Source organism: Microbacterium jejuense (assembly GCF_039544225.1).
GTDB classification, from domain to species: Bacteria; Actinomycetota; Actinomycetes; order Actinomycetales; family Microbacteriaceae; genus Microbacterium; species Microbacterium jejuense.
This window is the reverse complement of the sequence record NZ_BAABLG010000003.1, coordinates 350,596-372,980: the sequence shown is the minus strand read 5'-3', so window position 1 is coordinate 372,980 and position 22,385 is coordinate 350,596. Positions and strand designations below refer to the sequence as shown.

Sequence of the window (22,385 nt, the reverse complement as noted above, 5' to 3'; positions counted from 1 at the left end):
ACGTCAGGGCGCCACGGGTCTCGTGAAATGCAACCAGGGATGCGACCAGGTCCACGAAGTACGCGACCTGCACTTCACACCACTCGACTAGGGAGGCGCTGTGCGACCTCAGCACAACCACATCTTCCAGTCGCACCGCGAACCCATCCCAGGGTGTCCAGCGTGCGCTCTGATCCGCGTCGAGGTGATGAACGCCTCGTTCGGAATGATCCGCGCCGGAGTCTTCGGACCTGCCCCCACACCGGGACGGCCGCGTGGCTGACGTCATCTTCACGACCATCCACGGATCGAACCTCTACGGGTTCGCTCACGCAGGGTCCGACCATGACACGTTCACCGTCACGGACTCGCACCGTGCACGCGCGCGACAGACGGTCGACGACGCAGGTAACGATCGTGTCGTGGTCGGACTCGACCACTTCCTAGACCTCGTGCACGGCGGATCCCACCAGTCGGTCGAAGCACTGTTCTCACCCGTGAAGGAATGGGCAGACACCCCAGCCGCGGACCACTACCGACCGATGCTCAACGCACACCGCATCACCGGATCGGAAGTGTTCGCGAAGTACGAGCGAACCATCCGCGCTTTCGCGTTCGGCGACTACAAGCGGCGCCGGCACGCGGCCCGCCTCACCACCAACCTTCAGCAACTCCGCATCGACGGGACGATCCGTCCCCGCCTGTCGGAGGACGAAGCACGGTGGTGCAACCTCACCGCCGACGCCTACTCCGGCCGCGACCTTGAACGGTACCTGCTGCCCTGAAAGGAACACCATGCCCACCATCACATTGACGAGGGGTATCCCCGGCAGCGGCAAGTCGACCTTCGCCCGCGAATGGGTGCAGGAAGACCCCGACCACCGGATCCGCATCAACAGGGACGACCTCAGACGAACCCTCTACGCGACCACCTCAACGCTCCTGACCACTGATCAGGAGCGTTTCGTTTCGGTCGTGGAGAAGGACATCGCCCGTGACGCGCTCCGCAACGGGTACGACGTCGTCGTGGACGCCATGAACCTCAACCCCAGGTGGGTGAAGGAATGGCAGAAACTCGGGCACCCGGTGATCTTCCGCGACTTCCCGATCAGCCTCGAGGACGCCATCGCCAGGGACGACCAGCGCGAACACCGCATCGGAGAAGACGTCATCCGACGCCTCTTCCAGCGGTACACCGACAAGGGCGCACTCCCCGCCACCCCACTGCCCGTGAAGGCACCCGTGTTCGACCCGTATGTGCCCGGCGACATCGCCACATACTCGTTCGACATCGACGGCACTTTGGCGTTGATGGGAGACCGACGCGGCCCGTACGACACTTCGAAGTACCACCTCGACGAACGCGACAACGCAGTCTGGGACATCTACTCGCTGCTCGAATACGCGCTGGACGACTTCTACGGTCCCGGTTCCCGCGGCACGTCGTGGGCGATCATCGGTCTCTCCGGTCGCAGCGAAGACCACCGTGCCGTCACCGAGAAGTGGCTGACCGACCACGACATCACGTTCGATGCGCTGTTCATGCGCCCTTCTGGGGACACCCGCAACGACGCGATCGTGAAGTCCGAACTCGTCGACCAGCACATCTCCGGCGTCTACAACGTCATCGCCCACTTCGACGACCGCAACCGCGTCGTCAACGCACTCCGCGCCAAAGGACTGAAAGTCGTTCAGGTCGCTCCTGGGGACTTCTGACCGGAAGGAATGTCATGAGCTACTACGACGACGACTTCTCCAAGATCGGCATTCGCATGGTTGCAGAAGCCGACCTCACCGAGCCCGACTACTCGTTCGATCTGGTCGGTGTGTGGAAGCACACGGACGGGTCGTTCTACCTCGGCACCGACTCGGGATGCTCCTGCCCCTCGCCGGGGGAGGACTACAAGAACCTGGACCAGTTCACCGGTCCACTGACCCGCGCGCAGGCGATCGAGGAAGCCACCTCCCTGTGGACCGCATACGGCGAGTACGACCCGCCCGCGTTCGCTGAGTTCATCGAGACCATCACTAAGGCGTAAGGATTTCCATGACCAAGTTCGAGATCATCGACAGCGCAAACTACGCCGCACAGGTGGTTCGCGTCCCCGCACCGTTCGCGCTCCCGAACGCTGACCGCCTCGTCGGGGTCGGCGTCTTCGGATACACCGTCGTGACGGCGAAGGGCGGGATCAGCGAAGGCGACCTCGCCGTCTTCTTCCCCGCCGAGGCGCAACTGAGCACGGCGCTCACCTCCGGAGCCAACCTGTTCCGCCACTCCGAACTCAACACAGATCAGTCGAAGACCGGATACCTCGAAGACAACCGCCGCGTCCGCGCACTCAAGCTCCGCGGCACAGTCTCCAACGGACTGCTCCTGCCTGCTGCAGAGGTCGCCGCGATCTTCCGTGTCCCCGTCGCCGACCTCACGGAGGGCGTCGCTTTCGACCACATCGGTGGTGCGGAGGTGTCCCGCAAGTACCGGGTGAAGGAACCAGCGCCAGCCAACGCCCGCGAGAAGGCGAACCTCAAGAAGGCCTTCAAGCGTGTGGACGACAAGCTGTTCCCCGTTCACATCGAGACCGACCAGTACCTTCGCAACGAGCATCTGCTGTCCGACGATGACGTGCTCATCGTGACCCAGAAGCTCCACGGCACGTCGTTCCGCGCCGGTCGCGTCCCGGTGCGGCGGAAGCTCACCTGGCTTGAGCGTCTCGCGCAGCGGGTTCGCGTCCGTGTTGCAGAGTCCGAGGTTGACACGGTGTTCGGATCCCGGCAGGTCATCAAGGACGTCAACAACCCGAACCAGCAGCACTTCTACGGCACCGACCTGTGGACCGAGCATGGGAAGCAGATCGAAGACCGCATCCCGTCGAACGTCATCGTGTACGGCGAGCTCGTCGGCTGGACGAAGGACGGCGCCGCAATCCAGAAGGGCCACACCTACGGCGTCGAACCCGGCACAGCCGAACTGTCTCTGTACCGGGTATCGATCATCACCGACGCCGGCGAACTGTACGACCTGTCCTGGGACCAGGTCCGCACCTTCGCCAACGAACACGGATTCAAGCACGTCCCCGAACTGTGGCGCGGCTTCAAGCGCGACTTCGACATCGAACAGTTCCAGGAAGTCGACTTCGCGAAGAAGCACCGCGCACTCCTCGCGCTCGGTGGCCCCGGATGGGCCGACGAACCGCTCCCGATCAGCGCGGATGGGACCGGAGCCGACGAGGGGATCGCGATCCGCGTCGATCGTGGCGGACGTGTGCCGCTGCTGTTCAAGTACAAGAACGACAGTCATTACCTCTACGAGACGGCACAGCTTGACTCGGGCGAGGTCGACTTGGAGTCCGCGGAGGCAGCGTGAGCTTCCCCGCGAAGTTCGAAGGCGGACTCTGCCCCGCGGACTGTGGACAGAGGATCCATGCCGGCGACGAGGTGACATACGACACCGCCGACCGGCTTGTGCACGCGTCCTGCACGCCACGACCGGACCCGTTCACGATCGGCGCCCACGAGACCGTCTGCCCTGACTGCTTCTGTGTTCGCCCATGCCGATGCGTCGATGACTGAGAAGGGAAGTGGGTAGTGGTCTGGTTTAGACGCAAGCTGAAGCTGCCCGCGCCGATCCCGACACCGGTCCGGCAGGAGATGGACCGGACGCCCGAGTGGTGGGACCGCGAGTACCGCGCCCTCGTTCGCAGGGTGTTTCCGCCGAAGCCGTTCAACCATGCCGAACACGAGGGGCACAACATCGTGGAGGACATCACGTACGGGGGACGAGTTACGCACCGCGCTTGCATCGATTGCCGAGGTGATGGGTAGTGCCGAGGGATTCACGTCTCTACATGACGTTCCCCAACGAAAGGACTTGGTGATGCCCTACTACATGCGTTGGCAGAGCCGGCCGAACGAACCGGAACGCACGGAGAGATATCAGATCTTCACCGACGATGAATGCCTCTGGCCGACTCGCGCTCCCAGATCTCCGGATGGGTTCACCTACCTCGTCTCGTGGGATCGAGCGGGGATCATCAAGGTTGGATCGACCGAGTACCCGGCTCGTTGGCGCCGATTCTGTGGCAGAGGCGCGCGACTTGTTTTGGCGGTGAAGGCCAACTGGCGAGATGCGCTCGACCTGGAGATCAACACCCAGGGAGTCCTCAACGGATTCGTTGCCGCGGCCTTCTCGGACAAGAGCGAGTCGCTCGAATATCTGCCCGATGGTGGCGGGTGGCTCGAGTGCTACCGAGCCGACCCGGCCGGCGTGGAGAGAGTCATGAGGGGGCTGATCGCGCGTGCCGTGGTTCAAGGTTGACGACGGGTTCCACGGCCACCCGAAGGTCATGGGCCTGTCGCTCGAAGCGGTCGGCTTGTGGGCGCTCACCGGCTCATGGTGCGCGAAGTACTTGACGGATGGGAAGGTGCCCGAGAAGACGATCCGTCGCCTCGGTGGCGGTCCCGATCTTGCAGGCGAGCTCTACGACGCCGGACTGTGGGAAGCAACTCCAGACGGGTGGCAGTTCAAGGACTGGGCGGACTACCAGCCGACGAAGGAAGAAGTCGAAGCGGAACGCGCCGCCGCCCGCGATCGGATGAAGAAGGTTCGGGCATCCAAGAAGGGTGTGCGTTCGAGCGAACAACTCGAGAACGTCGACGGAACTTCGCCGGAAGTTCGCATTGCCCCGACCCAGTCCCAGTCCCTATCCCATCCCGACTCTCCTTCTAACGAAGGAGAGAGTGCACGCAAGCGTGCAACCCGCATCCCAGATCCTTTCCTACTGACCGCTGACATGAAGGCGTGGGCAGTCACAGAGGTCCCGCACGTGGACGTCACCCATGCCACGAAGCAGTTCGTCGACTACTGGCGTGCCGCATCAGGGCGGACGGCGACGAAGAAGGACTGGCTGGCCGCGTGGCGGTACTGGCTGCGCAACGAGCGAGGTGCCCAGCCGGTGAAGCAATCGAAGGCTGCGGCGAACGCGGCCGAATACAGGAGGTTGTTCGGGGATGGATCTGAGGGAAGCGTTCCAGTTATTGACGCTGGCATCAGCACGTGACGGCCGAACCGTTGATCGTGAGGTGGCGTCTGTGTGGGCTGACGACCTGTCCGCTGTGTCTCTGACGGACGCGGTGGAAGCCGCCCGGATGTACTACCGCGAGACGCCGGGGAAGGCGTGGCTGGTGCCTGGCGACGTGATCGCGAACGTCAAACGGATCCGCGAGAAGCACGAACGCGAAGACCGTATTCAACGGCAACTCGCACCCGCACCGGATCCGACGTTCTCGGACGAGGGCGTCAAGCACTACTGGGCTGAGGTCGCACGACTGAAAGCCGAGAAGGCGAAGAACGAATGACCACAACCGAACACGCTCACTACCTGGAGGCTCCGGAAACGGGGCCTTCTTCATTGGGGCGGTCGACGGCAACCGACTGGGCTGACGAGTGGTGGTCCCGCCTGCTGCGGGACTCGAGACGACGCTCACGGGCAGTCAACGAGCGGTTCGAGCATCCGTGGGATCAGCCGATCCGTGCCGCCGCAGAGTACGACGCGGAGACCGACAACCTGCTCAAGTTCATCCGTCGTCAGGAGGCATCGTGACCGATCGCTACGAGTGCCCGCAGACACCCGAACACAAGCACGGGGAGAACTCGACATGTAGGTCGCTGCATCACTGCAAGTGCGCCGACTGCACCCAGTTCGGGGCCGAGTACGAGTTCTGGCGGCAAGCGCAGATCCGCCGCGGACGCAAGCTTCTGATCGACGCCACCGGAACGCGGCGCCGGATCCGCGCACTGCACACGATCGGCTATTCGCAGCGTGCAATCGCGACCATGGCGGGCAGGTCGGAACCGTGGGTGACGCACCTCATGCGGGTCGACAAGGTGAAGCCGCCGACCGCGGAACTCATCGCCGGCATCTACTCCCGTTGCTGGATGAACCCGCCAATAGGTGACACCCCAACGGCACGGGCCGCGATCACGAAAACGAAACGGTACGCCGCCGCGGCGGGCTGGGCAGGGCCGCTCGACTGGGACGACATCGACACGGACCCGGAACCGGGTACGCAAACTGTGACATCCGGGCCGGTGGACGAGGAACCGTACATCGACGACGTCGCCGTGGCACGCGCCCTGGCGGGGGAGAAGCAAACCCTCACCCGCCCGGAGAAGGTCGAAGCGATCCGCATCGCCCACGGCAGACGTTGGGCCGACACCCTCATCGCTGCCCGTCTCGGGATGGTGCTCGACACCGTCAACCGCATCCGCAAAGACGAGCTCAAGCTGCCCGCGTGGTCGCTTGACGAATCCATCAGCAGAACGGAAGCCGCATGACCGCGCTCCTGTCCCCGTCGTTCCTTGAGCACCCGACAGACACCTACGAAGAGTTCATCCGCGAGAAGGTCGCGTTCGACAAGAGCTTCGGATTCGAGGTCGACGACTCTGAACTTTCCCCGGTCCTTCTGCCGCACCAGCGGGAGATCGTGAAATGGGCGATCCGAGGTGGCCGGCGCGCCATCTTCGCGAAGTTCGGACTCGGCAAGTCCGTGATGCAGCTTGAGATCCTCGATCGCATCCTGGACCGCTTCACGCCGGGGAAGCGCGCGCTCATCATTGCGCCGCTCGGTGTCCGTGGAGAGTTCATCCGTGACGGGCGTGAACTGCTCGGCATCGACGTTCGGTTCATCCGGCACACGCACGAGCTCGACGGTGGCGGCATCTACGTCACCAACTACGAGTCTGTGCGCGACGGCAAGCTCGACGTCTCACTGTTCGAAGCGGTGTCGCTGGACGAAGCATCGGTGCTCCGGTCGTTCGGTTCGAAGACGTACCAGTCGTTCCTTGGCCTGTTCGACTCGGTCCCGTTCCGGTTCGTCGCGACCGCAACGCCGTCCCCGAACCGTCACAAGGAACTCATCCACTACGCCGGCTACCTCGGCATCATGGACACCGGCCAGGCGCTCACCCGGTTCTTCCAGCGCGACTCGACGTCCGCAGGGAACCTGACGCTGTACCCGCACAAGGAACGCGAGTTCTGGCTGTGGCTGAACACGTGGGCGTGCTTCGTGCAGCGGCCGTCCGACCTCGGCTTCTCCGACGAGGGATACGACCTGCCCCCGCTTGCCGTCGAGTGGAACCCGGTCGAGGTCGACGTGCAGTCGGACCAGATCGACCGCGACGGCCAGGGTGTTCTCGTCCGCGCCGGCGCGAAGTCGCTCGCTGATTCTGCGCGCGAAAAGCGCGATTCTCTGACGGCGCGTGTTGCCCGCGCCATGTGGAAGGTGCGTGAGCATGCCGTACTCACGGGAGTACTACCTGAAGAATCGGGAGAGGCTTCTGGCGGAGCAGAAGGAACGGGACCGGAAGCGGGACCCGGAGAAGGCTCGGGAGTATCGGCGGGCGTACTACGAGCGGAACAAGGAACGTCTGCAAGCTCAGCAGCGGGAACGCGGAAGGCGGAACTACGCGGCGCAGCCGCAAGCGTACCGAGCGAGATCGCGGAAGGCCCGGCTGAAGACGTACGGGCTGACGCCGGAATCGTACGCGGCGATGCTCGAATCGCAGGGCGGGAAGTGCAAGCTCTGCGGACTGGCGGACGACCGGATGCCGGTGGATCACAGTCACGAGACGGGCGAGGTGCGGGGGATTCTCTGCACGTCGTGCAACACGGGTCTGGGGCTGTTCCGGGAGGACACGGCGCTGATGCTTCGGGCGATCGAGTACCTGACCAGATCATCATCTGGTGTGACCTCAACGACGAGCAGGACCTGATCGAGAAGTCCCTTCTTGCTGAAGGCCTCAGCTTCTCGTCGGTGTACGGGAGCCTGACCGATGAAGAGGCGGAACGCCGCCTCGACGAGTGGCGGGACGGCAAGACGTACGCGCTGATCGGTAAGCCGGTGATGCTCGGCCAGGGCATGAACCTGCAGCAGGCCAACACGGCGATCTTCGTGGGCGTGTCTTACAAGTTCGACCAGACGATTCAGGCTTGCCACCGCATCCAGCGGTTCGGTCAGGAGCGTGCGTGCTCGGTCACGATCATCTACGCCGAGACCGAGAGTGAGGTGAGGGACGTTCTTGAAAGGAAGTGGAAGGAACACGACCGTCTCACCGACACCATGTCGGACGTCATCCGAGAGTTCGGGCTGAACTCGACGGCAATCTCGGCGGCGCTCACCCGTTCGATGGGTGTGGACCGTGTCGAAGAGTCGGGCGACGAATGGACGATCGCGCTCAACGACTGCACGTTGGAGACCCGCGACCACATGGACGCCGAATCGATCGACCTGATCGTCACGTCGATCCCCTTCTCGAACCACTACGAGTACACGCCCAGCTACAACGACTTCGGGCACACCGACGACAACCTGCACTTCTGGCAGCAGATGGATTACCTGACGCCGGAGCTGTGGAGGATCCTCAAGCCCGGCCGGATCTACGCCTGCCACGTGAAGGACCGCATCCAGTTCGGCGCGGTCACCGGCGCCGGCGTCCCCACCGTCTCCCCGTTCCACCAGGAAGCGACCGTGCACGGGCTCAAGCACGGCTTCGACTACCTCGGCATGATCACCGTCACCACCGACGTCGTCCGCGAGAACAACCAGACCTACCGACTCGGGTACACCGAGATGCGCAAGGACGGTACGAAGATGGGCGTCGGCTCGCCCGAGTACATCCTGCTGTTCCACAAGCCGCAGACGGACCGGGCGAAGGGGTACGCCGACGTGCGGGTCTCCAAGGAGGTCCGGGATTACTCCCTCGCCCGCTGGCAGATCGACGCTGCCGCCGACTGGCGGTCCTCGGGGAACCGGCTGCTGTCGCCTGACGAGCTCGCGCTGCTCGCTCCCGACGTGCGGTCGAAGCTGTTCAAGACGCAGTCCCGCGGCAACGTGTACGACTTCGACGCGCACGTCGCCACCGGAGAGGCCCTGGCCGCGAAGAACGCGCTCCCGTCGACGTTCAAGTCACTCGACCCGGGGTCTTGGCGGCCGGACGTGTGGGACGACGTGAACCGCATGCTCACCCTCAACGGGGAGCAGTCCCGCCGGGCCCTGGAGTTCCACATCTGCCCGCTGCAGTTCGACATCGTCGACCGGCTCATCGAGCGGTACTCCAACCGTGGAGAGCTCGTCTACGACCCGTTCGGCGGCCTCGGCACCGTCCCCCTCCGTGCCCGGAAGCTGGGCCGCCTCGGCCGGGCCTCCGAGCTCAACCCGACGTCGTTCCGCGACGCGGTGATGTACCAGCGGGAGCTCGACAACGAACAGGCGACCCCGTCACTGTTTGACCTTCTCGAATTGGAGGACACCGCCGCATGACCGAGACGTGTGGTTCGAGCATCGACTTCTACAACAACGGGGTCCTGTACGCGTGTGACCGTGACCCCAACCACACGGGCCGGCATGCACATCACGGGACTGACGCGATCCTCACCTGGAGCGGAACATGAAACGAGACACGAAGTCCGCGTACCGTGCCCGCGCAGCCGCGACGGAACGCATGATCGACGACGCCGTGGCCGCGGTTCGGGCAGAACGGCTGACTGCGTGGGATGCCGTGGTGCTAGCCGCCCGGGAACGTGAAGCCAACCGCGTCCGCTACACCGCCGCCGACCTGAAGGAAGCCGCCTACGTGTGCGACCAGATCGGCTGGCACCACGTGGTTCGAGTCAACGGGAAGTCCGTGACCGTGACCACGCCCTATTCGTGGACCGACCGCATCCCGGTCGAGAACATCCTCGAGTTCCGGGAGGCACAGTGACCCGGTCCCGTGCATCCGCGAAAGCCGCAGGGACAGCCATGGAAACCCTCGTGGTCCGATACCTGCGGGAACGTCTCGGGGATGACCGGATCGAACGTCGCGCGAAGACCGGTGCGAAGGACCGGGGTGACGTGACTGGCATCCGCACCGTTCTCGGGCACCGTGTCGTGATCGAGGTGAAGGACTACGGTGGCCGGCTCCTGCCGGGACCGTGGCTGAACGAAGCCGCAATCGAGGCAGGCAACGACGACGCGCCCGTGTCATTCGTGGTCGCGAAACGACGCGGCACCACCAACCCCGCAGACCAGTTCGTACTCATGCGGCTGGCAGACGCCGCCGTACTCCTTGGAGGTGACCCCGATGGACCGTGACCAGCTTGCCCGCATCATGTGGGACATCGACCAGAGGGTCATCTACGGGCACGTGAGGACACCGTGGGACCCGAACCGCCGCGACGCAGCGAACCAGAACACCCGGAAACGGGCAGAACAACTGCTGCTCTACTGCGACGTTCGCCCGATCCCGCCCCGCATCGACCGGGCTGCTGCCGGGTACAACCACATCGCCCAACTAGGAGGGGACTGATGATCAAGAAGACGACCACCACAACCCGATCGGTCGGCGTCGTCGCCGAAGTCCTCGACTTCGGAGCCCGGAAGCTGACGCTCGCCCATCTGCGGGCGTTTGTCGAGCAGGCCGACATCGCTGGCTTCAAGGACGAAATCGAAGTGCGGTTCGACAAGAAGCTGCAGACATCCTCGCCGTACTACGACATCACCATCCGGGCGTCGACTCACGAGAGCGACACCACGGAGATGCCCGGCAAGGCGGATTCGCCGTGACCCCATCCGAAACCATCTGGTCCCTTATCGCCGCCGTACTCACGGTGGCGTTTCTCATTTGTGCTGTGACCGCTGTGTGGGTTCTCTCCGGACTACGCCATCAGGCCCACGGGGACTTTGAACCCGAAGACGACGAAGGAGACGACGACTAGTGGCCACGCGAGACGACCCGAAGTGCAAGCACCGTGGATACGGAGACTCCCAAGTCCTCGTCACCAACCAGCCCCACGCCTACGACCCCACCCGTTCGCACCGATCCACATGGGTCTGCACCCGCCAGGAATGCGTCTGGGACGCCGCCGGATGGGTCATGCGCGGCACGGGGGAGAAGCCGTGGTGGCGCACCGGTGTCGACGGCGAGTGGCGCGACGACACCTACCAGAACGAAACCGAAAGGGTCACCGCCTGATGGCATCCGCAACCGTGACGGGAACCGTCGCATCACTGAACAGCACCGGCACCGGGTTCCGGGTCGAAGAGACCTGGGAAGGACGCGACGGGCGATCCTCCCGCCGCTTCTGGGCCGTCTGGTTCCCGAAGGGCACCGGGGGCATGGCACCACCCGTGAACGCCCACGTGAAAGTCACCGGGCTACTCGGAACGAAGGTCAGCGAACGCGACAACCGGTACGTCGACCACACCATCAACGACGCCCAGGTGGAACTGCTCAACGGGGAACCCGCGCCGGCCGCAGATCATCGTGCGCCCGTTCAGCCGTATGTCGGCAACCCCGCCTACGACACACCACCGGAAGACCCGTGGGCAACCGCCCCGATCCCCGAGAGCGAGACCCCGTTTTGACCAACGCACCACTGTTCGTGTTCAAGATGCGCGCAGTCGCCCGGCCCACCGATCCGTACTACGTCACCCGGTGGGACCGTGCAACACCGGTTGAGGTTGTCGCCGCGACGAAGCAGGAAGCCATCAACAAGGCTGACGCGACGCTCGGTTCCGCTGGCGCGCACCGCTACTGGGTGTTCCGGGTCGACTCGGTACGCGACGTGCTGATCCCCACGGAGGCAACGACATGACCGAACGAATCGACCACGCCGCCGAAGCCCAGAGCATCCTGCGCGACATCGACACCGCCGGCCCGAACGACAACCTGCCAATGGATTGGTGCGGGGCTGACGCAGACGAGCAGTGGCTAGTTCACGCATCACTGCGAGAGGCGCAGGTACACGCGACGCTCGCCCTCGTGGAACAGCAGCGCATCGCCAACCTCATCGCGTACGTCGCTCTTCTTGAGCAGCAATTCGCCGAAGCCGCGCAGCACCCGACCGAGTTCGACTGGGAGACCCGCGAAGACAGCGAGAAGAGACACACGGAAGCACTCGTGCTCATCCGGGAAGGCCTCAACCTGTGACTCCTTCTTGGCCCCACTATCCCCGCACCACCCTCACCGACGACGAAAACGAATGGCTCGAAGAAGCCCGCACAGACCCCGTCGTGAACACCCACATCTGCGGGAACTGCCGCACCCCGTGGGGGCGCAGTTCGGTCCCGTGCAAGAACGACACCGGAACGGAGTACAGGTGATCGGATACCAGCACCCCGACGTTCAGTGGAACGGGCTCACCGTCACCGACCTGTTCTGCGGCGCCGGCGGATCCTCGTCCGGGCTCGTCGAGGCCGGGTACCGGGTGGTCATCGCTGCGAACCACTGGGCGAAGGCGATCGAGTCACACCAGATCAACCACCCGGAGACGGACCACGCGCAGGCCGACATCTCACAGGTCGACCCCCGGTACTTCCCGCGCACGGATGTTCTGTGGGCGTCGCCGGAATGCACGAACCACTCCATCGCGAAAGGAGTAAAGCGTCACCAGGCGCAGCAGCAGGCACTCTTCGAGCTCGACGGGAAGCGACCGCAGGAGGACGCAGCCGCGAACCGGTCCCGCGCGACCATGTGGGACGTGCCCCGGTTCGCCGAGGCGCACGAGTATCGGGCCATCATCATCGAGAACGTGGTCGACGCGGCGAAGTGGTCACAGTTCCCCGCGTGGCTGTACGCCATGGACCTGCTTGGATACGACCACGACATCGTCTGGCTGAACTCGATGCACGCACAGGCCGGCGGTCTCCCCGCACCTCAGTCCCGTGACCGCATGTACGTGGTGTTCTGGCGGCGCGACTCGAAGCGGAAGCCGAACCTGTCCGCATGGCAGCGACCCATCGCGTTCTGCGAACAGGACGGTGAAGTCCGGGCCGTGCAGGCGTTCAAGAAGTCGGAGAGGTGGGGCCGCTACAAGGCCCAGTACCTCTACCGGTGCCCGTCATGCGGTCACGTCGTCGAACCGGCATGGTTGCCTGCCCTGTCGATCATCGACTGGTCGATCCCGGCACCTCGCATCGGCGACAGGGAGAAGCCTCTGGCAGAGAAGACCCGTGAGCGGATCCGCCGCGGTATCGAACGGTACTGGCGACCGCTGACCGTCTCCGCGGCCGGGAACACGTACGACGGTGTCACGACCGGATCGAACTACCTGCGGGCATGGCCAGTCGACGAGACACTCCGAACACTGAACACGACCACCGAATACGGTGTCGCCATCCCACCGTTCCTGTCGCAGTTCCGCGAACGCGACAGAAACATCTCAGTCACAGACCCGCTGCCCACGGTCGTCGCCGACGGCGCGAACCACGCGCTCATCGTCAACAACCTCAGCGGGAACGACGAATCCCGGTCCAAGCCCATCACCGACGCGCTGCCATCACTCGTCGCAGGCGGCAACCATGCATCACTGCTGGTGCCGGTCGAGGGCCGCGAAGGCAAGATGGCGGCACCCGCCGCGGACCCGATGCGCACCCAGTCGACCCGGAACGAGACGGGCATCGTCGTACCGCTCCGGAACCATGGTGTCGCCAAGTCGATCAACGAGCCCATCGACACCGTCGCAGCGAACGGCAACCACCACGCGCTCGTGATGCGGAACAACGATGGCGGCGCAGAGATGTCGACTCCGGTCACCGAGCCGATCCGTACGCTCACCACGGGCGGTCACCAGTCGGTCCTCGAGCCGGGCGAGCCGATCTCGCTGGACGTTGACGACGCCGGCTTCCGGATGCTGGAGCCTCACGAGATCCAGCTGGGCATGGGATTCGCTGCCGACTACCACCTGGTCGGTTCGAAGCGGGACAAGGTCAAGCAGGCCGGGAACGCTGTCACACCTCCGGCCGCACGTGACCTGGGGTTGGCTGTCGCTTCGTACCTGAACAACACGATGGAGGTTGCTGCGTGACATTCATCACCAACGACTGTGTGACCAACACGCTCGAACTGCTGCCAGGGGCAGACCGCCCGCGGCCGTGCCTGCAGAAGGTGTTCGACGACGAGTCGGGTAGGTGGGTGCCGGCGCACTGGGCAACCTGTGACAACCCGAACTGTCGGGGCTGTGTGCCGAGGGAAGCAGAGCACGGGAAGCTGTGCCGCACCTGCTACTCGAAGATCACCGACGCCCTCTCGCGGGTGGAGGAACTGATCGTCCACTTCCGGTCCATCGACAAGACCGCACAGGCCATCGGGGAACGCGTCGACACGTCCATGACGAAATCGATCGTCATCCCCGATGCATGGTTGGCGGCGGACGGGCTGATGGAAGCACTCGGCGCACCGCCCATCCCGTCCACCGCATCCATTGACGACACGTTCGAGCTCGCCCGCCAAGCCGTGGGGGAGTGGGCCGACGTCGACTCCATCATCGCCACACGGGAAGGCGCGAAACGGGCCGTCGTGCTGGTCAAGCGCCTGCAGACCGCGTTGAAGCGGTGGCCGGACGCCGAAGTGCTGTACCGGCCCATCCCTTGGTTCGTTTGTGAGCAGTGCCGCACCCGGGGGTCACTGTGGCGTCGTTCCCCGGTCGAACAGGGGGACGACCTGCTCATCGAATGCGGAACACCTGACTGCGGGTGGTCTGCTGAATGGTTCGGGTGGATCGAAACCCACAAGCAGGCTCTCGAAACGTTCGCGGCCGAGTGGATGCGGATGCAGAAAGAAGGGGGAGCAGCATGATCGCTATCGAAGACGCCCGCGCCGCACAGGCGCTCGATCTCGGCATCCGCCATAGCCCCGGCGATGGCCTATACCCGATGAGTGCGCGAGCCGTCCAGGCACTGAAGGATGCTCTCGACACCCTGATCGCCGAGCACGAGCGCACGGTCCGCGAGATGCACGCCCGCGAACTGCACCACTTCGAGACGGAGAAGCTGCTCACGGAGGCGGGCATAGACCCGGACGCCACCCCACCGACCGACGACGAGCGCGAGGCGCTGAACGCCGTTCTGTTGCGTGGGTTCACTGACCACGCGAACGGTGCGGGGAGTCCGCTCCTGGGCGTCTACCTCGCTGACCGCATCCTCGCTGCTGGTTTCCGCCGACAGGGACCAATCACCGACGCACAGGTGGAAGCCGCGTGGCAGGCGCTCGAAGAAGAGGGTGTGCGCCCGCTCTTACGGATCGTCCGGGCCGCTCTCGAAGCCGCGAGGGACGCATCATGACCGCGGCACGTGGGGTGCAGGAGGAAAGCTGGTGGCGTGCCGCTGTGGCATGCCTGCTCGGTGTAATCGCATGTGCCGGATACCTCGCAGTGTTCCTGGTCGCCGTGGGGATTATCGGGAGCGTCATCATGTGGTCTGTAGCGTCATTCCACTGGCTGCTGACGTCGTTGCTGCCGACATGAAACGCACCTACCGCATCGTCCGGGGAGCCCTGGCAGTGACCGCACTGCTGGGGCTCTCCCTTTTCACCGCCTGGCACGTCCTCCTCTGGCGCATGGGCGAAACCTACACGGGCGAGGGCGGCACACCCCTCAACCACTGGACAGGAAGCAGCAAAACACGATGACCACCTACGCCCAGAACCCGGAGTCGTGCGCGTACATCGCATCGTTCGGCATCGACCCCAACCGCATCCCCGCAGACGGATTCGACCGCACCGGATACGACGAAATCCAAGGCGACGGCCCATACGGCGACGTCCGCCGTGGGAAGATCCGTCGATCCTGGCCTGACGGATTCGACTACCAGCGCCTACTCGAAGCGTGGGCCGCTGACGAACCCACCCGACGCGTCTGGACGTCGTGACCGGTTCGGGCACGCTCATCCCGTTGGACTTGATTTGCGACACGTACAGGATCAGCCGGTTCGTGCTCTACCGAAGGATCCGCTCGGCCGGCGTCGACTCCGTGAACCTCGCCAACGGAGGCAAGGCACTCCGATACCGCGACTTCCTCTCACTCGGAATCCATAACGAATCTGAATGAGATGTTGCGAACGCACATCGAACCGTGATAGTTTTCTAGAGTAGCGCGACGCGCACACCCAAGCCTCGGACACGTCCGGGGCTTTTCTCGTTCTCCCCGCTGAGCGCACTGGTTACCACCGCCGCCGAAACGGGTAGAGATGGCCGAGCGCAGCAGCCGGCCACCCATCCATAAACAGTCGCTTTGGCTCGCTACCTCCACGCGACTCACAGCCCGGAGCCAGCGTCGAATCTTCGGCGGCTGCGGTCGGGCATTCTTCCATCCCCGTGCGCCCCGCGCTTACTGGGGGTGACACACGACCATTGGAGTAATCCCGTGGGACTCGCTGAACGACTTGCAACACCACCGATGAAACGCCCCGCGGGCAAATCGGTCATGGACGTGTGGGTGGATAGCCGCCCTGAACAGGAACAGTCCGCAATCCTCGCCGCGGTGACCGACCCCGCATGGGGACATGTTGTCCTTCTCGACGAGCTCGTGACTGAGGGTGCACCGAAGATGTCTGACACCGCGTTTCGTGCGTGGCGGAAGAAGCGGGGGCTGGCATGAGTCTCGCTGACCGTCTGCAGACACCTCCGATCGTGCAGCCCGCCCGTGACCGCAACCCGGCCCCGAAGGGTTGGGAGCCGGGCATCGCGTTCGACCCGGACACGCACGAACCGACCGTCATCACAACGCCCGTGGTTCCGAAGATCGTCGGCGACGACTACGAGAGCATCCTCGAGTCCATGGGCGTCGAACTCCCTGACGGGTTCGAGCTGCGTCTGATCGCCGCGTCCTACGATCCGGTGGCGTGGACCCGTGATGTTCCGTTCGTGGATCATCCCGGCAAGGATGGGAAGCAGACGAAGACGCCGGCCGTCACACGTCCCGCATGGCGGTACCGGTTCGCAGTGGTGCCCTCCGAGCAGAAGATCGAGCTCGACGCGCTCGCACTGCTCGGACGCCTCAAGCGGACCCCGAAAGCACGCACCCGGTTCACAGGTGAAGCATCGTTCGTCACCCCCGTCTCCGACTGGCAGGTCGGGAAGGTCGCGAACGGTAAAGGCACCCCGGAACTGATCGAACGCCTCGACGGCTACTTCGACCAGGTCATCGACCGGGCCAAAGACCTCGGCAAGAGGAACCTGGGCGAGATCGTCATCCCCGCGATGGGTGATCTCATCGAAGGCTGTTTCGTGTACAAGAACCAGTCCCACCAGATAGACCGCAACCGCAGACAGCAGATGAACACCGCCACAGAGGTTTTCGTTGACTACCTCGACCGGGTAACCGGACTTTTCGATCGTGTGCGTGTCGTGGCGGTTCCCGGTAATCACGGTGAGAACCGATTCGAGGGTAAGCGGATCGACCGGCACGACAACGACGACGTCAAGGTAATCGAAGACGCCGCCCGAACTGTGTCACGTGATCCTCGAATGTCCGGTGTGTCGTTCATGATCGCGAACGAAGAAATGGCGCTCACGTTCGACGTGCAGGGTCACATCTTCGCGGCAACCCACGGACACGTGTACGGGAAGATGAAGGGCGCCACGCCGGATCAGAAGGCGTACGAGTACTACCGAAACATGGCGGCAGGCCACCAGCCTGTCGGTGACGCGACGGTCCTACTCGGTGCACACTTCCACCACGACATCGTGAAGAACTTCGGTTCGCTCCTGATGTGTCAGGTGCCCGCAGCCGACAACGGCTCACCAGAGTTCGCCGACTACTCGGGAACCGACTGCCCCGCAGGCATGACGACGTTCGTCGTGACCCGCGCGCAGAAGTTCCGCGACTACGAAGTCATCCGATAGTCCGGGGAGGCGCATCATGGCGCACACCGACAAGGACCAGCCGTACAAGTACACCGGCCAGTGGAACCACAGGTACTGGACCACACCCCGTGGGCACAGCAAGTTCACGCGCGCGTGCCGGCAGGCGGTCAGAGCCGCAGCAAAGGCCGCACTGCGCGTCGGCCGGGAACCAGAACCCCGGCATCCCGCCGAACACTGGTACTGGGACTGATCGTGGACGAGGTGTGGGACAAGCCACGTCCGGACGCGACTGACCGATGCGACGGGTGCGGTGCGCAGGCATACGTGATATCCCGCGCATTCGGCACCCTCATGAGATGGTGCGTGCACCACTGGCGGCAGGGCAAAGAGAAGCTTCTCCCCAACGTGACCGAACTGCACGACTACTCATTCCTCCTGGAGGAAGCATGAACGATAGCGAACGCGCGACCATCCTGGGGCTGCTGCACGAATCGGGACTGCAGGGTACCGACGCCACCACAGCGGTCGACGCCGTGATCAAACTCTCGGGCGCCGAAACCCTGGCGCAGTGGCACGACGAGAACGCGAACCTCGGACGCACTGAACTCACGGCACGCTACGGGCATGACCCTGTCCGCGCAGCACGAGTACTGCAGGTGAGGGTCGACGAGATCGTGTCCGCACAGGCCGACCCCGATTGGGAACCCGCAGCCGAATTTGACTGCGACTGATGTCCGGTTGGACTCGAGCATGGATCGTCTGGGTTGCCGCGTTCGGCGTCATCGAAGGGGCCGCGATCGGACGTTCAGCCCGGACCGGTGACGGATCCGGCACGCTCAGTGCCCACCTGGCCGACGCATTCGTGATTCGGCATCCGGTTGGACAAGCCGCGTGGGCAATCACCGTTGCCACGGCCGCGGTATGTCTTTGGGCACATATTCGTGCCTACGGGAACCGGAGAACACGATGAGTCTCGCCGACGACGCCGAATCGGCCTACAACGCGTGGCGTGAAACGAACTCAGGGTCATACCTGGAACGAACCCTCGCTGACGCGATCGTCCGTGACCTTGTGCCCGCACTCATCCACGCACTACGGCGCCGACCCGTCCCACTCGGATTCGGATCCGACGTGGGCGAGCTCACAACAGACACGAGCATCCCGTTCGAACCCGACGATGAAGAAGGGAACGACGAATGACCGCTGACACGATCACACCCACCCACAAGCTGCGGATCAAGAATCCGACACCCCGGCAGGAAGCACGCATCCCGAAGACGGCGTCGCGTGCAGTGTCGTTCGACGGCGAAGGCAACACCATCGCCGAGTACGAATGGCCGGCCGAACCCTGACAGATAGAAGGTGCACAGCTATCTCGTCGCTGGTGACGACGCAAACCACACCACGGGGCTCGATCTGGTCGGGCTATCAAGAAAGACGGGATCCTCGTCTTCCTTGATATATGCGGGATCGTGACCCGCGAGCTCCACAGGTGGATGTAACAGAGCTACCCGCACCTCGACCAGGAGAACGCTCTGACGGTGCACCTGTAATGGTGCTCACGCCCGCTCCGATAAAGGCGGCGCTGACTTGGATAGATCCGGGAGCCAACGTCCCCGGAGCTACGCGCACCAAAGCCTGATGTCCGTAGCGCGCGGGCATCACCGGCAACGTAGACCTCAGGCCGCAGGGCGGACAACACGGCCGCGAAGCGTAAACGCAGTAATCGCAGTTGACCTGAGGCGATGGTGTCGCACATTGGTGCGTAGCGCTGACTGTAAATCAGTAGCCCTGCCAGTTCGAATCTGGACGGCACCACCAAGCAGCGAAGTCGTGGCGACGCTGCACGTCACTCAAGTTGCGCTGAGTGTAGGTAGCCCGCGAGGGAGCCAAGTCACACCCGCCATACAGGCCCAGTTCGGCAGGGCATCCGGCTTCCACCCGGAAGGTGCGAGTTCGATCCTCGCGTGTGGCTCACAATCGATTCCCTTCGACCCGATACGAGGTGCGCACCATGCGTGTGTGCAGCGTCGCCGGATGCCCCGAACTCTTCCCCCGCAACGAGGGAAGCAAATGCCGGGCACACCGACAGGAAGCAAGACGAGCCCGAGTAGACAACGCCGTCTACCGCACACAAGGACACCGCGACTTCCGCACCGCAGTACTCACCCGAGACCCAGTGTGCGTCCAATGCCGCGCCGCAATCGCAACAGTCGCAGACCACTACCCACTCACACGCCGCGAACTGGTCGCACAAGGACATGACCCCAACGACCCGACACGAGGCCGCGGACTCTGCGCCACTTGCCACAACAAACACACGGCAGCAACCTCACCCGGAGGCTGGAACCAACGGGAGTGAACGAACCTTCGAACACCCCACACCCACCCCGGGGGGAGACCCCCAACAGCCCACCACCGAGAGCATCGCCGATGAGGGCTCTGGATGGTGTGGAGGGTTCAAAACGTTCGGGATCGCACTGATGTTCGACTGATGCCGCGCGATGCGGGGGAGGTGGTGTTGGTCATGCCTAGAGGTGGTGCGAGGCCGGGTTCTGGTCCGGCTCCTGATCCGAAGTCGGGTCGGTCTGAGCGACGGGGCTATTCGGTGACGGCGCTTCCGTCCGAGGGGTTCAGGGGTGAGGCGCCTGCCTTCCCTCTGCAGCCGATCATCCTGTTCACGGAGTACTTCGAAGACAAAGTGAAGGTGAAAGCGCCTGACGAGGGCGGCACTGAGTCGTTTCGTGAGCGTGAAGCCGAGATCTGGGCTGAGGCGTGGACGACACCGCAGGCGTGCGCGTGGTCGATGGAGGCGTGGCGGTGGCCTGTGGTGGCCGAATACTGCCGCCTGAAGGCTGTTATCGAGTTCGCCCCGGGCGAGAACGCCGCGCTTGTGGGGCAGCTGCACCGTTACCGCGACCAGCTTGGGTTGACGCCGGCTGGGATGCGGTTCAACGGGTGGGCAATCGCTGTTGCCGAGGTCGGTGCGCGACGCGCTGACCGGGAAGACCGACCAGTGGAGGCAGGTGAAACTGCGGCTCCGCAACGTCGGATGAGGGCGTTGCCGTGAGCGAGTTCACCATCGACTTTCCGACGCTCGGTGACCTGGGGGACCGGTGGATTACGGCGCATTGTCGTGTTCCGCAGGGATTTGCCCGAGGTAAGCCGTTCCAGATGGCTGATTGGCAATTCTGGTGTCATGCGAACCGGTACCGGGTGCGTCCCGAGGCTGTTTTCGTGCGACCTGAGGACGTTGGGCCGGACAACCCGCCCACCCTCAACCAGGCATTCCATTACCGGCGCACGCTGATCGTGGCACCGCAGAAGACCGGTAAGGGGCCGCTGTCGGCGTCGCAGGTGGCGTTCGAGGCGTGCGGACCTTCCGTCTTCGGAGGATGGGCTGACGGCGGCGAGATCTACCGGTGTTCGGACTGGGGATGCTCGTGTGGGTTCGACCATGAGTTCCTGGCCGGGGAACCGATGGGGATCCGACATCCGTCGCCCCTGATTCAGATCACCGCGAACTCTGCTGACCAGGCAGAGAACATCTACGGCCCGTTGCGGGCGATGATCGCGCTCGGTCCACTCAAGGAGACCCTGGCGGTTCGCGAAGGATTCGTGCGAATCCTCGGTCTGTCGGGGCTCGACGACCTCGACCGCATCGACGTTGTGACGTCGTCGGCACGGTCCCGTCTCGGTAACCCGATCTCGGATGCCGAGCAGGACGAAGCGGGCCTCTACACCCAGTCCAACAAGATGGTTGAGGTTGCTGACACGCAGGCGCGCGGCGCGGCCGGTATGGGCGGCAGAACGCACCTGACCACGAACGCTTGGGATCCGGGCGAGAACTCGTACGCGCAGCAGATCTTCGAGCTCGACGAAGACGACACGTTCGTCTTCTATCGTGACCCGGACCAGGCTGTCGAGCTGCGCCGCAAGGACGGGAAGCCGCTCGACTACAAAGACAAGGACGACCGGCGCCACATCCACGAGTACGTGTACCGCGGTTCATGGTGGGTGAACCTTGACTCGATCGAGGCTGACGCTGCCTCGCTGATGAAACGTGACCCGGCGCAGGCGGAACGGTTCTTCGGAAACCGTCGCGTGACCGGCGGTGGCGCGTGGATGGACATGAGCAAGTGGGCGCTCAAGGGATACCGGCAAGACGTGGATCTCGGTGTACGCCTCTGCGGCGGATTCGACGGGTCGGACAACAACGACCACACGGCTATCCGGCTCGAGACCCTCGACGGGTACCAGTTCACCCCGACGTACGGCGCGGACAAGCGCAAAGCGTATTGGAAGCCGCAGGACTGGGGCGGGCGCATCCCGCACGCCGAGGTCATGGCGGCGTGGGATGAGATCGCAACCGTCTACAAGCTGATCCGCGTCTACTGGGATCCGAAGTTCTGGGAATCCGAGTGCGACGAACTCGCGTCACGGCATGGCGACAAGGTGTTCGTGAAGTGGGAAACGAACCGGATCAACCCGATGCACGCGGCGCTCGACAGGTTCAGGACAGATGTCTACAACCCCGACTCGGATTTCACGCACGACGAGGACCGCGACGCGGACACGCACATGCGGAACGCGTTCATCCGGTCCGGAACCATCGACTCGGTCACTCTCATCCGTCGCTACACGATCGGCAAACCGTTCGGCGAGGACCACCGAAAGATGGACATCTCCATGTCCTCCACTCTCGCCCACGAGGCCCGGATGGATGCACTCGCTAAGGGCATCGACGACGAACCCCAGGAGTCTTTCGCCTGGATCTAGACACCCT

The 22,385-nt window shown here is 64.0% G+C and carries 31 protein-coding genes and 2 tRNA genes; 32 read left to right on the top strand and 1 reads right to left on the bottom strand.

Annotation, left to right across the window (positions count from 1 at the left end):
• Window positions 1-254 precede the first annotated feature (254 nt).
• The 9 genes from ABEA46_RS06125 (at window position 255) to ABEA46_RS06085 (ending at window position 6,313) form a co-directional block, all read left to right on the top strand.
• A complete protein-coding gene (locus tag ABEA46_RS06125) occupies window positions 255-764 on the top strand; it encodes a hypothetical protein (RefSeq protein WP_345543488.1) in 510 nt (169 codons plus the stop codon).
• Entirely contained in the window at window positions 742-1,695 is a 954-nt protein-coding gene (locus ABEA46_RS06120) for a phosphatase domain-containing protein (RefSeq protein ID WP_345543487.1), read from the top strand. The genes ABEA46_RS06125 and ABEA46_RS06120 overlap by 23 nt, the downstream gene beginning before the upstream one ends.
• Before the next feature lie 14 nt (window positions 1,696-1,709).
• Complete coding sequence (locus ABEA46_RS06115; RefSeq protein ID WP_345543486.1) at window positions 1,710-2,018, top strand: DUF7574 domain-containing protein; 309 nt, start codon at window positions 1,710-1,712, stop codon at window positions 2,016-2,018.
• Between the two features lie 8 nt (window positions 2,019-2,026).
• The gene (locus tag ABEA46_RS06110) at window positions 2,027-3,343 is read left to right on the top strand and encodes an RNA ligase family protein (protein WP_345543485.1); all 1,317 of its coding nucleotides are present in this window, start codon (window positions 2,027-2,029) and stop codon (window positions 3,341-3,343) included.
• A 510-nt stretch (window positions 3,344-3,853) separates the two neighbouring features.
• A complete protein-coding gene (locus ABEA46_RS06105) occupies window positions 3,854-4,294 on the top strand; it encodes a hypothetical protein (protein ID WP_345543484.1) in 441 nt (146 codons plus the stop codon).
• Entirely contained in the window at window positions 4,275-5,036 is a 762-nt protein-coding gene (locus tag ABEA46_RS06100) for a hypothetical protein (RefSeq protein WP_345543483.1), read from the top strand. Before ABEA46_RS06105 ends, ABEA46_RS06100 begins: the two co-directional genes overlap by 20 nt.
• A 31-nt stretch (window positions 5,037-5,067) precedes the next feature.
• Entirely contained in the window at window positions 5,068-5,334 is a 267-nt protein-coding gene (locus ABEA46_RS06095; protein WP_345543482.1) for a hypothetical protein, read from the top strand.
• Window positions 5,331-5,579 carry a hypothetical protein gene (locus tag ABEA46_RS06090; protein WP_345543481.1) on the top strand — a complete coding sequence of 83 codons (249 nt, stop codon included), beginning with the start codon at window positions 5,331-5,333 and terminating at the stop codon, window positions 5,577-5,579. Before ABEA46_RS06095 ends, ABEA46_RS06090 begins: the two co-directional genes overlap by 4 nt.
• A complete protein-coding gene (locus ABEA46_RS06085; RefSeq protein ID WP_345543480.1) occupies window positions 5,576-6,313 on the top strand; it encodes a hypothetical protein in 738 nt (245 codons plus the stop codon). The genes ABEA46_RS06090 and ABEA46_RS06085 overlap by 4 nt, the downstream gene beginning before the upstream one ends.
• Before the next feature lie 431 nt (window positions 6,314-6,744).
• Here the strand turns inward: ABEA46_RS06085 and ABEA46_RS06080 are convergent, their stop codons facing one another.
• Window positions 6,745-7,272 carry a hypothetical protein gene (locus tag ABEA46_RS06080; RefSeq protein WP_345543479.1) on the bottom strand — a complete coding sequence of 176 codons (528 nt, stop codon included), beginning with the start codon at window positions 7,270-7,272 and terminating at the stop codon, window positions 6,745-6,747.
• On the opposite strand from ABEA46_RS06080, the gene ABEA46_RS06075 reads away from it, so the two are divergent.
• The 23 genes from ABEA46_RS06075 (at window position 7,271) to ABEA46_RS05970 (ending at window position 22,378) form a co-directional block, all read left to right on the top strand.
• The gene (locus ABEA46_RS06075; RefSeq protein ID WP_345543478.1) at window positions 7,271-7,750 is read left to right on the top strand and encodes an endonuclease VII domain-containing protein; all 480 of its coding nucleotides are present in this window, start codon (window positions 7,271-7,273) and stop codon (window positions 7,748-7,750) included. The genes ABEA46_RS06080 and ABEA46_RS06075 overlap by 2 nt on opposite strands.
• Window positions 7,639-9,297: a DNA methyltransferase gene (locus tag ABEA46_RS06070; RefSeq protein WP_345543477.1), complete on the top strand. Its 1,659-nt coding sequence runs from the start codon at window positions 7,639-7,641 to the stop codon at window positions 9,295-9,297. Before ABEA46_RS06075 ends, ABEA46_RS06070 begins: the two co-directional genes overlap by 112 nt.
• 181 nt (window positions 9,298-9,478) lie before the next feature.
• Entirely contained in the window at window positions 9,479-9,739 is a 261-nt protein-coding gene (locus ABEA46_RS06065; RefSeq protein ID WP_345543476.1) for a hypothetical protein, read from the top strand.
• A 38-nt stretch (window positions 9,740-9,777) separates the two neighbouring features.
• The gene (locus tag ABEA46_RS06060; RefSeq protein WP_345543475.1) at window positions 9,778-10,110 is read left to right on the top strand and encodes a hypothetical protein; all 333 of its coding nucleotides are present in this window, start codon (window positions 9,778-9,780) and stop codon (window positions 10,108-10,110) included.
• On the top strand, window positions 10,100-10,324 hold the full coding sequence (locus tag ABEA46_RS06055; protein WP_345543474.1) for a hypothetical protein: 225 nt from the start codon (window positions 10,100-10,102) through the stop codon (window positions 10,322-10,324). Before ABEA46_RS06060 ends, ABEA46_RS06055 begins: the two co-directional genes overlap by 11 nt.
• Window positions 10,324-10,581: a hypothetical protein gene (locus ABEA46_RS06050; RefSeq protein ID WP_345543472.1), complete on the top strand. Its 258-nt coding sequence runs from the start codon at window positions 10,324-10,326 to the stop codon at window positions 10,579-10,581. Before ABEA46_RS06055 ends, ABEA46_RS06050 begins: the two co-directional genes overlap by 1 nt.
• A gap of 408 nt (window positions 10,582-10,989) precedes the next feature.
• Window positions 10,990-11,382, top strand: a complete 393-nt coding sequence (locus ABEA46_RS06045; RefSeq protein ID WP_345543471.1) for a hypothetical protein — start codon at window positions 10,990-10,992, stop codon at window positions 11,380-11,382.
• Window positions 11,379-11,612, top strand: coding sequence for a hypothetical protein (locus ABEA46_RS06040; RefSeq protein ID WP_345543470.1), 234 nt, complete (start codon window positions 11,379-11,381; stop codon window positions 11,610-11,612). The genes ABEA46_RS06045 and ABEA46_RS06040 overlap by 4 nt, the downstream gene beginning before the upstream one ends.
• Window positions 11,609-11,947 carry a hypothetical protein gene (locus ABEA46_RS06035; RefSeq protein ID WP_345543469.1) on the top strand — a complete coding sequence of 113 codons (339 nt, stop codon included), beginning with the start codon at window positions 11,609-11,611 and terminating at the stop codon, window positions 11,945-11,947. Before ABEA46_RS06040 ends, ABEA46_RS06035 begins: the two co-directional genes overlap by 4 nt.
• 7 nt (window positions 11,948-11,954) lie before the next feature.
• On the top strand, window positions 11,955-13,823 hold the full coding sequence (locus tag ABEA46_RS06030) for a DNA cytosine methyltransferase (protein WP_345543468.1): 1,869 nt from the start codon (window positions 11,955-11,957) through the stop codon (window positions 13,821-13,823).
• Window positions 13,820-14,593: a hypothetical protein gene (locus tag ABEA46_RS06025; RefSeq protein WP_345543467.1), complete on the top strand. Its 774-nt coding sequence runs from the start codon at window positions 13,820-13,822 to the stop codon at window positions 14,591-14,593. Before ABEA46_RS06030 ends, ABEA46_RS06025 begins: the two co-directional genes overlap by 4 nt.
• On the top strand, window positions 14,590-15,078 hold the full coding sequence (locus tag ABEA46_RS06020) for a hypothetical protein (RefSeq protein WP_345543466.1): 489 nt from the start codon (window positions 14,590-14,592) through the stop codon (window positions 15,076-15,078). The genes ABEA46_RS06025 and ABEA46_RS06020 overlap by 4 nt, the downstream gene beginning before the upstream one ends.
• A 178-nt stretch (window positions 15,079-15,256) precedes the next feature.
• Window positions 15,257-15,424: a hypothetical protein gene (locus ABEA46_RS06015; RefSeq protein WP_345543464.1), complete on the top strand. Its 168-nt coding sequence runs from the start codon at window positions 15,257-15,259 to the stop codon at window positions 15,422-15,424.
• Window positions 15,421-15,663, top strand: coding sequence for a hypothetical protein (locus tag ABEA46_RS06010; protein ID WP_345543463.1), 243 nt, complete (start codon window positions 15,421-15,423; stop codon window positions 15,661-15,663). Before ABEA46_RS06015 ends, ABEA46_RS06010 begins: the two co-directional genes overlap by 4 nt.
• A gap of 724 nt (window positions 15,664-16,387) precedes the next feature.
• Entirely contained in the window at window positions 16,388-17,638 is a 1,251-nt protein-coding gene (locus ABEA46_RS06005) for a hypothetical protein (RefSeq protein ID WP_345543462.1), read from the top strand.
• Window positions 17,639-17,654: 16 nt separating this feature from the next.
• A complete protein-coding gene (locus ABEA46_RS06000; protein WP_345543461.1) occupies window positions 17,655-17,849 on the top strand; it encodes a hypothetical protein in 195 nt (64 codons plus the stop codon).
• Window positions 17,850-17,851: 2 nt separating this feature from the next.
• Window positions 17,852-18,049, top strand: coding sequence for a DUF7455 domain-containing protein (locus tag ABEA46_RS20370; protein WP_425563163.1), 198 nt, complete (start codon window positions 17,852-17,854; stop codon window positions 18,047-18,049).
• Window positions 18,046-18,330 carry a hypothetical protein gene (locus ABEA46_RS05995; protein WP_345543460.1) on the top strand — a complete coding sequence of 95 codons (285 nt, stop codon included), beginning with the start codon at window positions 18,046-18,048 and terminating at the stop codon, window positions 18,328-18,330. Before ABEA46_RS20370 ends, ABEA46_RS05995 begins: the two co-directional genes overlap by 4 nt.
• Window positions 18,331-18,795: 465 nt before the next feature.
• A complete protein-coding gene (locus tag ABEA46_RS05990) occupies window positions 18,796-18,951 on the top strand; it encodes a hypothetical protein (RefSeq protein WP_345543459.1) in 156 nt (51 codons plus the stop codon).
• A 395-nt stretch (window positions 18,952-19,346) separates the two neighbouring features.
• Window positions 19,347-19,420 (top strand) — tRNA-Tyr (locus ABEA46_RS05985).
• Between the two features lie 81 nt (window positions 19,421-19,501).
• A tRNA-Gly gene (locus tag ABEA46_RS05980) sits at window positions 19,502-19,574 on the top strand.
• Between the two features lie 633 nt (window positions 19,575-20,207).
• Window positions 20,208-20,669 carry a hypothetical protein gene (locus tag ABEA46_RS05975; RefSeq protein ID WP_345543458.1) on the top strand — a complete coding sequence of 154 codons (462 nt, stop codon included), beginning with the start codon at window positions 20,208-20,210 and terminating at the stop codon, window positions 20,667-20,669.
• Window positions 20,666-22,378, top strand: a complete 1,713-nt coding sequence (locus ABEA46_RS05970; protein ID WP_345543457.1) for a hypothetical protein — start codon at window positions 20,666-20,668, stop codon at window positions 22,376-22,378. The genes ABEA46_RS05975 and ABEA46_RS05970 overlap by 4 nt, the downstream gene beginning before the upstream one ends.
• Window positions 22,379-22,385: the final 7 nt, after the last annotated feature.

What these genes read in the sequence shown, in the direction of transcription:
- ABEA46_RS06115 (WP_345543486.1), top strand. Translation starts at nt 1,710, where the DNA reads ATGAGCTACTACGACGACGACTTCTCCAAGATCGGCATTCGCATGGTT.
- ABEA46_RS06110 (WP_345543485.1), top strand. Translation starts at nt 2,027, where the DNA reads ATGACCAAGTTCGAGATCATCGACAGCGCAAACTACGCCGCACAGGTG.
- ABEA46_RS06105 (WP_345543484.1), top strand. Translation starts at nt 3,854, where the DNA reads ATGCCCTACTACATGCGTTGGCAGAGCCGGCCGAACGAACCGGAACGC.
- ABEA46_RS06090 (WP_345543481.1), top strand. Translation starts at nt 5,331, where the DNA reads ATGACCACAACCGAACACGCTCACTACCTGGAGGCTCCGGAAACGGGG.
- ABEA46_RS06075 (WP_345543478.1), top strand. Translation starts at nt 7,271, where the DNA reads ATGCCGTACTCACGGGAGTACTACCTGAAGAATCGGGAGAGGCTTCTG.
- ABEA46_RS06080 (WP_345543479.1), bottom strand. Translation starts at nt 7,272, where the DNA reads ATGCTCACGCACCTTCCACATGGCGCGGGCAACACGCGCCGTCAGAGA.
- ABEA46_RS06065 (WP_345543476.1), top strand. Translation starts at nt 9,479, where the DNA reads ATGATCGACGACGCCGTGGCCGCGGTTCGGGCAGAACGGCTGACTGCG.
- ABEA46_RS06060 (WP_345543475.1), top strand. Translation starts at nt 9,778, where the DNA reads ATGGAAACCCTCGTGGTCCGATACCTGCGGGAACGTCTCGGGGATGAC.
- ABEA46_RS06055 (WP_345543474.1), top strand. Translation starts at nt 10,100, where the DNA reads ATGGACCGTGACCAGCTTGCCCGCATCATGTGGGACATCGACCAGAGG.
- ABEA46_RS06050 (WP_345543472.1), top strand. Translation starts at nt 10,324, where the DNA reads ATGATCAAGAAGACGACCACCACAACCCGATCGGTCGGCGTCGTCGCC.
- ABEA46_RS06045 (WP_345543471.1), top strand. Translation starts at nt 10,990, where the DNA reads ATGGCATCCGCAACCGTGACGGGAACCGTCGCATCACTGAACAGCACC.
- ABEA46_RS06035 (WP_345543469.1), top strand. Translation starts at nt 11,609, where the DNA reads ATGACCGAACGAATCGACCACGCCGCCGAAGCCCAGAGCATCCTGCGC.
- ABEA46_RS06020 (WP_345543466.1), top strand. Translation starts at nt 14,590, where the DNA reads ATGATCGCTATCGAAGACGCCCGCGCCGCACAGGCGCTCGATCTCGGC.
- ABEA46_RS06015 (WP_345543464.1), top strand. Translation starts at nt 15,257, where the DNA reads ATGAAACGCACCTACCGCATCGTCCGGGGAGCCCTGGCAGTGACCGCA.
- ABEA46_RS06010 (WP_345543463.1), top strand. Translation starts at nt 15,421, where the DNA reads ATGACCACCTACGCCCAGAACCCGGAGTCGTGCGCGTACATCGCATCG.
- ABEA46_RS06005 (WP_345543462.1), top strand. Translation starts at nt 16,388, where the DNA reads ATGAGTCTCGCTGACCGTCTGCAGACACCTCCGATCGTGCAGCCCGCC.
- ABEA46_RS06000 (WP_345543461.1), top strand. Translation starts at nt 17,655, where the DNA reads ATGGCGCACACCGACAAGGACCAGCCGTACAAGTACACCGGCCAGTGG.
- ABEA46_RS05995 (WP_345543460.1), top strand. Translation starts at nt 18,046, where the DNA reads ATGAACGATAGCGAACGCGCGACCATCCTGGGGCTGCTGCACGAATCG.
- ABEA46_RS05990 (WP_345543459.1), top strand. Translation starts at nt 18,796, where the DNA reads ATGACCGCTGACACGATCACACCCACCCACAAGCTGCGGATCAAGAAT.